The organism is Hyalangium minutum (assembly GCF_000737315.1).
Taxonomy (GTDB): domain Bacteria; phylum Myxococcota; class Myxococcia; order Myxococcales; family Myxococcaceae; genus Hyalangium; species Hyalangium minutum.
In genome coordinates, this window is the sequence record NZ_JMCB01000013.1 from 201,306 (window position 1) to 214,701 (window position 13,396).

At 67.8% G+C, this 13,396-nt stretch carries 10 protein-coding genes; 9 read left to right on the forward strand and 1 reads right to left on the reverse strand.

The window, feature by feature from the left end:
* The first annotated feature begins 148 nt into the window (after positions 1-148).
* From DB31_RS29640 to DB31_RS29680, 9 genes are all read left to right on the forward strand, one after another.
* Entirely contained in the window at positions 149-1,666 is a 1,518-nt protein-coding gene (locus tag DB31_RS29640; protein WP_044193669.1) for a serine/threonine protein kinase, read from the forward strand.
* Between the two features lie 141 nt (positions 1,667-1,807).
* A complete protein-coding gene (locus tag DB31_RS29645; RefSeq protein WP_044193671.1) occupies positions 1,808-3,118 on the forward strand; it encodes a bifunctional folylpolyglutamate synthase/dihydrofolate synthase in 1,311 nt (436 codons plus the stop codon).
* A 9-nt stretch (positions 3,119-3,127) separates the two neighbouring features.
* Positions 3,128-4,405 carry an alpha/beta fold hydrolase gene (locus tag DB31_RS29650; RefSeq protein WP_044193673.1) on the forward strand — a complete coding sequence of 426 codons (1,278 nt, stop codon included), beginning with the start codon at positions 3,128-3,130 and terminating at the stop codon, positions 4,403-4,405.
* Between the two features lie 84 nt (positions 4,406-4,489).
* Complete coding sequence (locus DB31_RS29655; RefSeq protein WP_052420347.1) at positions 4,490-6,001, forward strand: AMIN domain-containing protein; 1,512 nt, start codon at positions 4,490-4,492, stop codon at positions 5,999-6,001.
* Positions 6,002-6,013: 12 nt separating this feature from the next.
* Positions 6,014-8,569, forward strand: a complete 2,556-nt coding sequence (locus DB31_RS29660; protein ID WP_044193677.1) for an LPS-assembly protein LptD — start codon at positions 6,014-6,016, stop codon at positions 8,567-8,569.
* A 73-nt stretch (positions 8,570-8,642) separates the two neighbouring features.
* Complete coding sequence (locus DB31_RS29665; protein WP_044193679.1) at positions 8,643-8,993, forward strand: helix-turn-helix domain-containing protein; 351 nt, start codon at positions 8,643-8,645, stop codon at positions 8,991-8,993.
* 110 nt (positions 8,994-9,103) lie between these two features.
* A complete protein-coding gene (locus tag DB31_RS29670; protein ID WP_044193681.1) occupies positions 9,104-10,651 on the forward strand; it encodes an Ig-like domain-containing protein in 1,548 nt (515 codons plus the stop codon).
* Positions 10,652-10,739: 88 nt separating this feature from the next.
* Positions 10,740-11,447, forward strand: coding sequence for a TetR/AcrR family transcriptional regulator (locus DB31_RS29675; protein WP_044193683.1), 708 nt, complete (start codon positions 10,740-10,742; stop codon positions 11,445-11,447).
* Positions 11,390-12,175: an enoyl-CoA hydratase/isomerase family protein gene (locus tag DB31_RS29680; protein WP_044193685.1), complete on the forward strand. Its 786-nt coding sequence runs from the start codon at positions 11,390-11,392 to the stop codon at positions 12,173-12,175. The genes DB31_RS29675 and DB31_RS29680 overlap by 58 nt, the downstream gene beginning before the upstream one ends.
* Before the next feature lie 45 nt (positions 12,176-12,220).
* Here the strand turns inward: DB31_RS29680 and DB31_RS29685 are convergent, their stop codons facing one another.
* Positions 12,221-13,204 carry a M23 family metallopeptidase gene (locus DB31_RS29685; protein WP_044193686.1) on the reverse strand — a complete coding sequence of 328 codons (984 nt, stop codon included), beginning with the start codon at positions 13,202-13,204 and terminating at the stop codon, positions 12,221-12,223.
* Between the last annotated feature and the right edge of the window lie 192 nt (positions 13,205-13,396).

A 13,396-nucleotide genomic window follows, 5' to 3' on the forward strand; every position in this document is an offset into this window, starting at 1 on the left:
GTTTTTGGAAACTGGTCTGACAAGCAGACCAGTTCAGTCGGATTGCGACGGGAGAGGGTGGGATGCCCACATGGTTGGTGACTTCTTGTCAGACCCATGAGGTAGGCTGGGCTGAGTGGGGACTCGAAGGTCCTCGCCGGAGACGGTCATGGGGAAGAAGGTCGCCTCGCTGGATGTAGATCCGCTCAGCCTCCCGCTGGGGATGCGGATGGGGCCCTGGCGGATTGTGGGCTGGGGCGGCCGAGGCGCCTACGGCACCGTTTACCGTGTGGAGCGCGTGGGACATGAACTGGAAGGTCCCTTTGCGCTCAAACTGGCGGTCTTCCCCGAGGATGAGCGCTTCGAGCGAGAGGCGTGGTTGCTCCGCCACATCCAGAGTGCTTCGGTGCCTCACCTCTATGCGCAGGGGGTATGGGAGCACGCATCGGGGCGCTATCGCTACCTGGTGATGCAGTGGGTGGAGGGCGAGCCGCTGTATGAGTGGTCCGCTCGGCGCAACCCCACTGAGTCCCGGGTGGTGGAACTGTTGCTACAGGTGGCGAAGGCGGTGGAGGCCACGCATGCGGTGGGAGCGGTGCACCGCGACGTGAAGGGCGGGAACGTTCTGGTGAGGCTCACGGACGGGCGAGCCTTCCTGATGGACTTCGGGGCAGGGCACTACCGGGGAGCGGCGACGCTGACCTCGAAGGTGCTCCCGCCCGGCACTCCCGCGTATCGCAGCCCTGAGGCCTGGGGATTTCTCCGCCTGTTCCTTCGCCACCCGACGGCTCACTATCCGGCCAGCGCGAGCGATGACCTGTTCGCCCTGGGAATCACGGCCTACCGGTTGGTGACGGACGAGTATCCGCCCTCCACGGATCCTCAAGCGCCAGGGGCGGAGGTGTGGCGCGAGGGGGGACCAGGACCTCGGCCGCCCCGTGAGCTGAACCCGCGTGTGAGCCCCGAGCTGGATGCGCTGATCCTGAGGCTGTTGGCGCCCGCTCCCGTGGATCGCTTCAACGGCCGGGCTCAGGAGTTGGTCGCGGCGCTGGAGGAGATGAAGGAGAGGGCGGGGCCCGAGAGGAATGAGCCTCTCTTCGGCTGGTCACACGCGCACGACACACGCTGGCGATCGCTGGGAGGCGTGCGTCTGGCTGAGGAGCGGGACGCGGCAAGGAGAGAACGCGAGAAGCGCGAGCTGGAGGTCCGGGCTCGCGCAGAGGCTGCGAACCGCTTGGCGGAGCCCCCGCGCTCAGTGGCTGTGTGGAGCGTTGAAGGGGGGATAGCCGCCATGGGGCTGCTGCTCACCTGTCTGCTGGTGACCGGGCTCTATCGGGGCCAGCAGGAGGCGCAGACTGCTTCGGCGAAGGAGCACCGCCAGAGGGACACGGCCGCAGTAGGGGACGGCGCGGGTGCCATTTCCGCGTCGGCGGATGCCTCGGTGCCTGCGGGGAATGCGAAGTCGGCAGTGGGGCTTCCGCTGCCCGAGAAGCTCTTCCCTGGCCAGCGGAAGCCGCCGTGCAACAGGTTTGGAGAGGTGGAGGTCCGTGGCGGCTGCTGGTGGCTCTTGGGCGCTGGCAAGCCGCCTTGCAAGGAGAAGGGCAAAGAGGACGGCTATGAGTGGAAGGGGGCTTGCTACACGCCCTCATACCAAATGGGTCGCGAGCCCACGTCCAAGCCGCCGTGAACCGTGGCCAGGTTCAGCATCTGCGTCAGTGGAAGCGGATCAAGCGTGGGCTTACTGGCGGCGCGAAAAATCCCCACGAGCGTGTGGTAGGAGGGCACTCGTGAAGAGGATGTCCCCCGTGAGCAACAGCTTGGTGACCCCATGACGCTTCCCCGGACGCCAGAGGAAGCGGTCGAATTCCTCGCCCGGCTCAGCCCTTCCGTCATCAAGCCCGGCCTCGAACGGATGAATCCGGCTCTCGAGGCCCTCGGCCATCCCGAGCGCCGAATCCGCTCGCTTCATGTCGCGGGCACCAATGGCAAGGGCAGCACCTGTGCCTTCGCCTCCACCGCCCTTCGCGCCGCGGGCCACCGCGTGGGCCTCTACACCTCGCCTCACCTGGAGCGCGTCACCGAGCGCTTCCAGATCAACGGCGAGGAGATCTCCCCCAAGCTGCTCGGCCGCCGCATCCTCGAGATCCTCGAGCGCTACCCGGAGGCCGCCGCCACTCCCGCGCCGCTCACGTACTTCGAGTTCGGCACCGTGATCGCCTTCTGGCACTTCGCCCAGGAGGCCGTGGACATCGCTGTCCTGGAAACTGGCCTCGGTGGCCGCTTGGATGCCACCAATGTCGTGGCCCCGCTCGTCACCGTCATCACGCCTATCTCCTTTGATCACATGGAGTATCTGGGCCACACGCTCGGAGCCATCGCAGGCGAGAAGGCCGGCATCCTCAAGCCCACCGTCCCCGTCGTCGTCAGCCGCCAGGAGCCAGAGGCCCTCGAAGCCATCTCCCGCGTCGCAGCCCAGGTCGGCGCTCCCATGCTCCTCGAGGGGCTCGACTTCGCCGTGGAGTCTCTCCCCACAGGGCTCTCCTACAGGGGACCGCGGTGGAACCTGGACGGGCTCTCACTCTCCCTCCGAGGCCCTCACCAGCGGCAGAACGCCGCTGTCGCGCTCGCGGCCCTGGAGCAGCTCGATGCCTGGGGCATCTCCGTCCCCACGGATGCCGCAGTGAAGGGCCTGGCCTCCGCTCGCTGGCCCGGCCGCTTGGAGGAGGTGAGCAGCCAGCCAGCCGTCGTGCTCGATGGGGCGCACAACCCCGGCGGAGTCGCTGTGCTCCTGGCCTCGCTCGACAGCCTGTACCCCGGCCGACGCATCCACGCCGTCTTCGGTGTCGTCGCCGACAAGGACCGCGCTCCCATGATGCGCGGCCTCTTCCCTCGCTGCGCCTCCGTCCACCTCACGCCCCTGGACACGCCGCGCTCGCTTGCCCCCGAGCGCTACCTCGCGGAGGCCCGGGCACTGTGCGCCGATGTGCGGGCCTATGCTGGCTTGGATGACGCCCTGGCAGGCGCCAAGGCCCTCGCGATGGAGGGGGACGTCATCTTATGTACGGGCTCACTCTTTCTGGTGGGAGCGGCTCGCGCGCGCTTCGTCAGAAACCTTGGCGCAATGCAGCAGCAGTCATAAATTCCAGGTATGCGCCTCCCGGATGATTGGAGAACCGCGCCCACGGGGCCGCGGATACCGACGGTCGACGAGGTCGACTTCCGGGCGCTCTACCAGAAGACGAAGTACGTGGTGGAGACCGCCGACGGCTGGTCATTGATGATGACCCGCTACCGGCCCGTGAAGCAGCAATTCCCGCAGCCGCTGTTCGGCGAGGTGCTGCTCCTGGTCCACGGCTTCTCCCAGAACCGCCACGCGTGGACCAGCGGGCAGTTCGTGAAGAACCTCCTGTTCTTCGGCGTGGACATTCACATCCTCGAGCTGCGCGGCCACGGCAAGAGCTCCCTGGATCTGCAGCGCGAGCGCTGTGCCCGCTTCCGCCGACCTCTCCCGCCCGACCTCGAGTACGGCTGGGACATCGACAGCTACTTCCTCTACGACTTGCCCGCCGCTGTCTCCGGCGTGAAGCGCATCACCCGGCGCGACAAGATCTTCTACTGCGGCCATTCCATGGGCGGGATGCTCGGCTACGGCTACGCCGGCATCCACGACGACTTCGAGGGCCTGATCACCATTGGCTCCCCGGCGGATCTCGGCCGGGGTTTTTTGATGCTCAAGGCCCTGGCCATGGGCGCGCCGGCGCTCGGTGGCCTGGTGGACATGACGTTGGCCGGGCTCAACGTGCAGAACCGCATCGGGCACCTGGGCCGCACGCTGCTGTCCAAGGGCGCCCAGGCGGTGAGCCGCGAGCTGGGCCAGCGGCTCAAGCCGACGTCGGAGCCGAAAGACACCCTCTTCAACTACGTCCCCGTGGACGCCTGGCTGAAGTACGCCGAGAAGAAGCTCGCTCTCGCCGAGGGCCACCCCATCTACGAAGAGGTCGTCCGGCGCATCAACAAGCTGAGCAACCCCGCCCGCGTGAAGGCCCAGGACGTCCGTTGGCTCCTTCGCGAGGGAGGCGAGCGAGAGCCTCGCAAGGTGATCGAGCAGTTCGCCCGGTGGATCCGCCGCGGCGAGATGGTCTGCTACCGCACGGACTACGACTTCAAGCGCGGCTTCTCGAAGATCGCGATCCCCATGGCCATCATCTTCGGAGACATGGATCCGCTGGCCTCGGTGGAGTCCACCCGCAGTGTCTACCGCGCCGCCAAGAGTGAATACCTCCTCTGGCGCCCTGTGAAGGGCAACAGCCACATCGAGCTGACCATGGGGCACGACATCCGGCAGATCTGTTACGACATCAAGAACCTCATCGAATACGCCAGAACCCACCGCTCGCGTTCCCCGGTGCTGCCGCGCGTTCGTTAGACCCGGGGGCCGGCCCCGGGCGTTAAGTTGGAGCCAGGGGGCCCATGCTCTACAGTCGGGTTCTCTGAGAAGGGGTGTCGTTCAATGAAGTGGCTGGCGGTCTGCGTGCTCGGTGGGGTGCTGCTGCCCCTGCTGGCGTTCGCGCAGGACAAGGTAGAGCTCAACGCCATCACCAGCGTGAAGGTGAACGGCTCCACGGTGGAGATCACCGGGAGCAAGAAGCCCAACTTCACCACCTTCACCATGACAGACCCGCCGCGGCTCGTCATCGATATCTCCGAGGCCGTCCTCAAGGGTGTGCCAGAGGAGATGCGAGTGAACGCCGGCCTCATCACCGGCCTGCGCGCCGCCAACTACGGCTCGGACTCGTCCGCCATCGCTCGCGTTCTCATCGGCTACGACCGGGACGTGGAGACCGACATCCTGGTGAGCGGCAGTGTGCTCTCGGTGAAGGTGCTGGACGGCTCCAGCCCTGCCGTGGCCCAGACGCTCCCGGAGCCCAAGCAGCCCCTCGTGGCCGCCAATGGCCCCACGGCCGCCGAGGCCCAGGCCGCCGCCACGCAGGCCACTCAGGCGTCCCAGCAGGAGCGCGCCACCCAGGAGACGGCTGCGGCGGAGGCGGCTTCGGCGGCGAAGAAGACCGACGCGGAGCTTCGCCAGCAGGAGGAGGCCGCGCGCGTGGCCTCCGCGAAGAAGTCCGAGGAGGATCGCCGCGCCCAGGAACTGGCCGCCGCCGAGGAGAAGAAGCGCCAGGAAGAGCAGGTCCGCGCCGAGGCGGAGGCCCAGAAGCTGGCCACCGCCGAGGAGAAGAAGCGCCAGCTAGAGCAGGCTCGCGCCGAGGTGGAGGCCAAGAAGCAGGCCGAACTCGACGAGAAGAAGCGCAAGGCGGAGGAGGCCGAGGCAAAGCGTCTGGCCGCCACCGAGGAGAAGAAGCGCCAGCTAGAGCAGGCTCGCGCCGAGACGGAGGCCAAGAAGCAGGCCGAGCTCGACGAGAAGAAGCGCAAGGCGGAGGAGGCCGAGGAGCGCCGTCTGGCCGCGCTGGAGGAGAAGAAGCGCAGGTCCGAGGAGGCTCGCGCCGAGGTCGACACCCGGAAGCAGCAGGAGACCGACGAGCGGAAGCGCCGTTCCGAGGAGGCCGAGGCGAAGCGCCTGGCCTCCGCCGAGGAGAGGAAGCGCCAGGAGACCGAGGGTGGCAGTCGGGTGGCCAGTGCCGAGGTGCCTCGCCGGACCGAGCCTCCCGCCGCCTCGCCCGAGCCCGCCACCACGGGCCGCCGCAAGACGCTGGAGATTGTCGGCTTCCAACAGAAGACGGGTGGCTCACGTGTCTACGTGCGTACAAATGAGCCAGTGAGCTACAAAGTCTCCGAGGGACGCAACGAGATCGTCCTCATGCTGGAGAACACGCAGATCGGCAAGGGCAACAACACCCGTGCGCTCGACACCTCGTTCTTCGATACCGCCGTGGCTCGCGTGGACCCGACCGTGGGGCCTGACCGGTCCGTCCGCGTCTCCATCAAGCTCAAGGAGCAGGTGTCCGTCCAGACGCGCCAGGAGGGCAACACCATCACCCTGGAGTTCCCGCGCCCCGAGCGCTGAGCCGAGGAGGCCATGAGCCTGCTCGCCCCGGCGGCCCTCGCGCTGCTCGTCTCCGCGCAGATTCCGCTGGCCACCCAGATCCAGCTCCCCACCGGGGACACGGTCGAGGTGGCCGCGGACTACGTCGTCTACGAGCCGGACAAGCAGGTCCTCACCGCGCGCGGCCACACCGAGCTGCGCACCGCGGAGACGCTGCTGCGCGCCGAGGAAGTCACCTACGATCAGGCCAACCAGAGGGCCCGCGCCAGCGGCGGGGTGATGTTCGTGAGCGGACAGTTCGCCGCCGTGGCGGACGAGGTGGAGGTGGACCTCAAGTCCAACGAGGCCAACGTCAAGGGCGGCCTCTTCATGCAGAAGCGCAACGTCACCTCCGAGGCCCTGCGCAGCGCGGAGACGCCCCAGCAACTGCGGCAGATGGGCGAGACGCCCGTGCTGATCAGCGGTACGCGAATCAAACGCACGGGGCCCAACGCCTTCGCGGTGGATGATCTCGCCTTCACCCCGTGCGAGTGCGGCCCCGGTGAGCCGAGCTGGCGCGTGGAGGCCAACAACGCCAACGTGCAGATGGGCGAGCGCGCCATTCTCACCTGGCCCGTGGTCTACGTGCACTCGGTGCCGGTGTTCGCGCTGCCGTGGCTGTACCTCCCGCTGGCCGAGCGGCGCTCGGGCCTGCTGGTGCCTCGGCCCACCACCTCGAGCCTCTTCGGCTTCGGCATTGATCAGCCTGTCTTCCTCACGCTCGGGCGCAGCTACGATCTCACGCTGACGCCGGGCTACTACACGGGTGGCTCCCAGGAGGATCATGTTCTCTCCGAGGCGGTGACGCGCAAGGAGCCGCGCTACTTCGGCGTCAAAGGCCCGCGCCTGCACACCGAGTTCCGTTACGTGCCCAGCGAGCGCACCCGGGGCCGGGCCACCTTGGGCTTTCTCTATGATCTGCGGCCCCCGCGAGACCCGAACAATGGCACCTTCTACCGGGTGGACGGTGGCACCAACGAGGCCCTCTCCGAGCATCGCGGCCTGCGCGCAGAGGCCTCCTGGCAGCACACCCAAGACATGGGCAACGGCTTCCGCAACCGGGTGGATGCCGCGTTCGTCTCGGACGGCTTCTACACGCGCGACTTCACCGCGGACATCGTCGCCCGCGAGAACCAGTACCTGCGCAGCAGTGCCGTGCTCTACCACCGGGGCGAGGAGCACTACGCGGGCGTGGATGTGTCGCTCCGCCAGGACATCCGTTGGGGCTTCTCCTTCCTGAGGGAAGACCGCGTCCCGGCTGCCACGGATCCGACGCGGCCACTCGTCCCCGGGCCGCTCACCTTTCAGCGTCTGCCCTCCATCACCGTGGCCCTTCCCGAGCGCCTCCTCGGCAAGCGCTGGGCGGCGGGGCTGCGCGTGGAGTTCTCCCGGCTCTCGCCGCTCACTCGGAGCTACGGCGACGAGGGCGAGGACGGCCTCTTCAACGCCTCGCGAGCCTATGAGGTCCTCAACGAGGATGGCACCAAGACGCCGCTGCCCGATTCCACCCAGTCGAACGGTGTGTTCGATGCCTCGGATCGCGAGGCCCGGAACCGGCTGGACTTCTTCCCACGTCTCTCCACTTCGGTGGGGTTGGGACCGTATGCGCGGCTGACACCCTCGCTGGCCCTCCGCCAGGACTTCTACCTGGGCGAGCGCTCGGGCCACGTCGCCCAGCGTGGCTACCCGCTGCTCGGGGTCGCGGTGGACTCGGAGCTGGCTCGCACCTACGAGGAGGGCTCTGCTGCATGGCGTCACACCCTCCGACCTTCCGTGGAAGTGCGTTATGTGCCAGGGGTGTGGGGAGGCGTGCCTTCACCCGGCGCTTCGCCCGATCGTCCGCCCCAGCGCTACGACGAGCTTGACGCGGCGCTTCCCGTTGGCGCGGACGGCCGCGATCGCGGCTTCCTGCACGCAGTGGTGGAGGTGAGCCAGAGCCTCCAGCGCAAGCAAGGGGACCAGCGGCGAGAGGTGCTCCGCCTGCGCCTCGGTCAGGGCTTTGATCTGTCCCGACACGCCCCTACCTTTGGAGGTGGCTCCTACGGAGAGGAGAGGGGAGTGTTGCGCGATACCTATGCGCGGGTGAATGCCAGTGCAGGTGTGCTCAACGCGGGCGCGCTGGTTCGCTTCGATCCCATTTCCGAACAGATCTCCCAGCTCAGCGCGGATGCCTCCATCGACAACGGGAAGGGCGAAGCGCTCTACGCGCGTTATGACGATCTGCTGGCGGTGGGTTCGGATCGACTCCGGCGAGGGATCGACGCCTTGGTTGGCCCCGCAGCGGAGAGTCGAGCCCGTGCTCAGCTGCTCGTCGCGGGTTCGCGTTTGTCGCTCGGAATTGGACTCGGTCTGCGATACGAAGCCATCGTGCAGCCACTTGCGAAGACGCAGTCTCCGCTCGCCCAGCAGGTGCTGGGCGTATCGTATGGTCCCGCTTGTGATTGCTGGCGTATCGAGGGAGTGGCCACGCTGAGGCGGGGCCAGAAGCGTCCAGACTTTGGTGTGAACTTGAGTGTGGCCGGTGTTGGCGCGTTCGGGTCAGGAAGTTGACGGACAGAGGAATCCACGGATGCGCCCAGTGGTTGTCTCAAACCTACAACATTCCCAGGAGGGAAAAATCTTCGTGTCGGAACTCGGAAAACGTATCGGCCAACGCATCCGCGAGCTTCGCACGCAGCGGCCTGAGCGTTGGACCCAAGAGGAACTCGCGGAGCGGGCTCAGATCAGCGTGTCCTTTCTGTCGATGATTGAGCGGGGAGAGCGAGTCGCCCATGTGGAGACACTCGCCGCGCTCGCCAGCGCCCTGGGCGTCAGCCTCGGGGAGCTCTTTGCCGGGACGGAGCAGTCTCTCGCTCAGACCGAGGACCTGCTTCGGCCGCTGTCGGACTTCGCTCGCGCGCGGGGCCTCACTGCCCGTGATGTCGATCGCCTGCTGGGCGTGGCGCGGGTGATGTTCAACGGTTCGACCGCCTAACCACGGTGCCGCGGCCCGTTCGCGAGGGGTCCGCGGCACCGTGTCCAGTTCTTGACTCAATGCAGGGCGGCCCTGGAAGATAAGTCCTCACTTCCAAGGAGTTACCGCAGATGCGTTTGGGTCTCGCCTCATGCGTGGTGCTCGCCAGTGCCTTGCTGGTGGCCTGCGAGCCGCCGCCCCCAGCCACGCTGGAGTTCGTCGATCAATCTCCGGCCAGTCCCCGGCTGGGAGAGATCACGACCCTGCGGTTCCGGGCTATCGACAGCCGCGGCAATCCGCAGGCAGGTACCACCGTCACATTCAAGCTGCAGTCGGAGGTCCCGGGGGTCACGCTCAATCCCACCGAGGGCTCGACGAACGTGGGGGACGGCATCGTCTCCACGCAGCTGGTGGCCAATGGCCGCGTGGCCTCGGTGGTGGTGATCGCCACCGCGGGCGACAAGACGGCGGTCAGCCCGGCGGTGGCCTTCGCGGGCGCGGGCGCCAACGGCAAGCAGTTCACCTTCCAGTGCGGCGAGATCGCCGGTACCGCCTCGGGCGGTATTCACGGCATCGGCGCCTATGATGAGACGCGCTACCTGATTGCGGGCGTGAAGCTGCGCTGCACGGCCCACGTGGCGGACCGCAACGGTGACGGCATCGCGGGCGCCCAGGTGTCCTTCATCACCGAGGCGGGCACGCTCGGGCCGTCGTCCAGCTCGGTGTCGGACGTGGTGGGCAACGCGGAGGTTCTCTACAAGACGTCCTACCCGCTGCCGGTGGAGACGGATCCAGGCACCTTCACCTGGAACCCGCCCAATGACGCCACCCACACGGGCGACTACATCGCCCCCTTGTGGATGCACCCGTTCTATTGGACGGCCAACCCCATCCGCGACTACGGCTCGCTGATCAACCCCATGGAGCCGCGTCCGGAGCCGTTCCGCGACGATCCCATCCGCCCCAACCGGCGCAACAACCCGCGCGACAACCTGGTGGCCATGATCGCCATCACCACGGGCGAAGAGGGGTACGACGACAAGAACAACAACGGCCAGTTCGACGAGGGCGAGTTCGACCCGAAGTTCGACCTGACGGAGCCCTTCGTCGACAACAACGACGACGGCACCTGGCAGGACACCGAGCGCTTCGTCGACACCAACGGCAACGGCAAGTGGGACGGCAAGAACGGCAAGTACGACGCCTCCACCCTCATCTGGGTGCAGGAGCGCATCCTCTGGACGGGCTGGCCGCACCCGCTGGATCGCGACGAGACGGCGCTCAACCGCTCGCCCATCGTCCGCCAGCTCAAGCCGCCCGTGGGCACCACCCTCATCCTGGAGCACTTCACGCATGAGGAGGCCGTCTTCCTGCTGACCGATCCCTGGTTCAACCGCGTGGCCCAGAACGAGGACGGCGATGGCTGCTCCGGCGGCGCCATTGGCCCTGTGACGGTAGACAGCCTCACCCAGGGCATCGCCTTCACCTACCCGTCCTTCTCCATCGAGCGCTTCGTCCTGCGCGACCAGCATGATCCGGCCTCCGTCCCACCGACGCCGGCCTACGCGGCTCCGGGCATCAAGTTCGAGGTGGCCGCTGGCTGCAAGTACACGGCGTCCCCGGAGGACGGGCACGTGGTGCTCCTCAGCTCGCCGACGATTACGGGCCGGGTGTTCTAGCCCGGTACGAAGGGCATTGACCGGCGGCCCCGCCGTCCGTAGGGTCCTCTGCGGCTGATTTCCAAGTCAATTGGCCGCGGAGGACGAGTTGAGCCAGCAGAGCCAGAAGGCGGCCGACGGAGGGACGCGCGAGAGCGAGCGCCGGCACACCATCCTCCGCGCCGCCATTGAAGTGTTCGCCAGCAAGGGCTACCACGGGTGCCGCATCGCGGACGTGGCCAAAGAGGCGGGCGTGGCCTACGGGCTCGTCTACCACTACTTCAAGAACAAGGATGAGCTGCTGGAGACCGTCTTCGAGGCGGGCTGGCGCGGCTTCTTCACGCGCGTGAGCGCGGTGGTTCAGGGCGAGGGCACGCTCGAGCAGAAGGTGCACCGGATCGCGGACGTGGCCATCGAGGCGTACCGGGTGGATCCGCGCACGGTGAAGGTGCTCATCCTCGAGATCGCACGCAGCCCCGGGGGGCGGGTGAACCGGCAGACGGCCTTCGCGGAGGCCCTCCAACTGTGCACGCAGATGCTGATGCAGGCCCAAGAGGCCGGCGAGCTGCGGCCGGACGTGGATCTGCAGCTGGCCGCGGCCCTCTTCTTCGGCAACATCGAGATGGCGTTCACCGCCCTGTTGATGGGGAGGGTGGATCCCAAGGATGTGGAGAAGCTGGAGCGGGCCAAGCGGCAGCTGGGAGATTTCTTCCTTCACGGCGTCCATGCTCGAGACGCTTCGTCGTCCTCGGAGGTCTCATGGAAGAAGGAGCAGGAGAAGTCCGCTACGCGGTCCAAGGCGCCCAAGCGCTCATAACCATCGACCGGCCGCGGGCGCGCAACGCCCTGTCACCGGCGGTGGTGCAGGGGCTGATGGAGGCCATTGCCCGGGCGGAAGCGGACGCGCAGGTGCGCGTGCTGGTGTTCACCGGCGCGGGGGAGAAGGTGTTCTGCGCGGGAGGCGATCTCGGGCAGATGGGGGACGGCGGCTTCCTGTCCATGCACGACGGACGGCGTGCGTACGCCACGCTGCTCTCGAGGCTTCAGGGCTGTCGCAAGCCCACGGTGGCGCGGGTGAATGGGCACGCGCTGGCGGGCGGGCTCGGGTTGGTGCTGGCGTGTGACTTGGCCGTGGCCGTGGAGGGCGCGGAGTTCGGCACCCCAGAGATCGACGTGGGGCTCTTCCCCATGATGATGATGGCGCTGCTGCAGCGGCACGTGGGCCGCAAGCGGGCGCTGGAGCTGGTGATGACGGGGGATCGGCTGCCGGCGCGCGAGGCGCTGGTGCTGGGGCTGATCAATCGGGCAGTGCCTGCGGCGGAGCTGGACGCGTCCGTGGGAGCGCTGGCGGGCAAGCTGGCGGGCAAGAGTCAGGCGGTGATGGCGCTGGGCAAGCGGGCCTTCTTCACGGCGGAGGATCTGCCGCTGCCTGCGGCGCTGGAGTTCCTGGCGTCCCAGCTCTCGCTGAACGTGCTGGCTGAGGACGCGGGAGAGGGCGTGTCCGCGTTCCTGGAGAAGCGCCCCCCGAAGTGGAACGACCGCTGAGAGCGCCTGGCCTCCGTGGCCGAGGCGCGGCCGGAGGTGCTCAGCTCAGGGCGTCGCGGTGACGGTGGCGGTGCCTTCGTTCTGGCTGGGAGCCGGGGAGGGTAGAGCGGCGGGAGTCTCGGTGGTGGCCACGCGAGGCTCCGGCTTGCCGAAGAAGTCCAGCTTCAGCAGGGACAGGCCATCCACCCAGAGCCCGTCCAACTTCACGCCCCAGTGGAGGTGGGGACCGGTGACGCGGCCCGTCTTCCCCACGAGGCCCAGCTTCTGGCCCTGCTGCACCTTCGCGCCCGTCTTCACGTCCATGCGGGACATGTGGAAGTACGTCGTGTACAGGCCCGCGCCATGGTGGACGATGACGGTGCCGCCCGAGCTGTAGCAATCACGGACCATCACCACCGTGCCCTCGTTGGCGGCGAAGATGGAGTCGCCGGTGTTCCCGTCGATGTCCACGCCGAAGTGCTGGCTCTGGAGCTTGCCGTTGAACGAGCGCCGATCGCCGTATGGCGCGGTGATGCGATCCTGGCGGGGCCAGGCGAAATTCTCAGTGAAAAGCGGCGAGGCGAATGGCTGGGCGAACGCGGCAGCGAAGGCGGCGCGATCCTCGGCCATGCGGGCCTTCACGGACGCGGGCGGCTTGACGTACTTGCCAGCGACCTTGAGCTGCCGCTCGGGGTAGCCAGGCTCCACCACGTCCAGCGTGCCCGCGAGCTCCAGCGCCTTGCCCTGCGCGGGGCGGGGGGCCGTCACCTTCACCGCGACGGTGCCCAGGGACTGCTCCACCGGGAGCCCCGAGAGCGCGAGCCACGCGCCCGAGGTCTCGAAGAACTGCAGGGGCCTTCCGGCCAGCGTGCCCGAGGGCATGCCCTCCACGCCCCGCACGGCGACGAGAACCGGGTCGCCCGGCTTGGCCGTTCCCGGCTGCACGGAGAGGCTTGGCTGAGCCTGGGCTCCGAAGGCCACCAGGCCCAGGGCGAGCAGGGCGAAGGGGAGCGAGGCGGAGAGGCGGGGAAGGGAGGGCGCGAGCGGCATGAGGGCCGCAGTTGTACCACCGGGGCGCCCTGTGCACCGATGCCCCGTTTGCAAGGCTCGCTCGGACGGCTGCTCTTCGTGCCTGTCAGGCCTCGGAGCCGAGGGGGCATCGCCCGCTGGTCAACATCCAAAACGAGAGATGGGCCCCGCTGGTCAAGGAGCGAACGTCCGGGCGGCGCGAGCGCTGGCGCA

Excerpts from the sequence above, each read along its gene's own strand:
- DB31_RS29670 (WP_044193681.1), top strand. The coding sequence starts at position 9,104 with ATGCGTTTGGGTCTCGCCTCATGCGTGGTGCTCGCCAGTGCCTTGCTG.
- DB31_RS29685 (WP_044193686.1), bottom strand. The coding sequence starts at position 13,204 with ATGCCGCTCGCGCCCTCCCTTCCCCGCCTCTCCGCCTCGCTCCCCTTC.
- DB31_RS29680 (WP_044193685.1), top strand. The coding sequence starts at position 11,390 with ATGGAAGAAGGAGCAGGAGAAGTCCGCTACGCGGTCCAAGGCGCCCAA.
- DB31_RS29645 (WP_044193671.1), top strand. The coding sequence starts at position 1,808 with ATGACGCTTCCCCGGACGCCAGAGGAAGCGGTCGAATTCCTCGCCCGG.
- DB31_RS29655 (WP_052420347.1), top strand. The coding sequence starts at position 4,490 with ATGAAGTGGCTGGCGGTCTGCGTGCTCGGTGGGGTGCTGCTGCCCCTG.
- DB31_RS29640 (WP_044193669.1), top strand. The coding sequence starts at position 149 with ATGGGGAAGAAGGTCGCCTCGCTGGATGTAGATCCGCTCAGCCTCCCG.
- DB31_RS29660 (WP_044193677.1), top strand. The coding sequence starts at position 6,014 with ATGAGCCTGCTCGCCCCGGCGGCCCTCGCGCTGCTCGTCTCCGCGCAG.
- DB31_RS29650 (WP_044193673.1), top strand. The coding sequence starts at position 3,128 with ATGCGCCTCCCGGATGATTGGAGAACCGCGCCCACGGGGCCGCGGATA.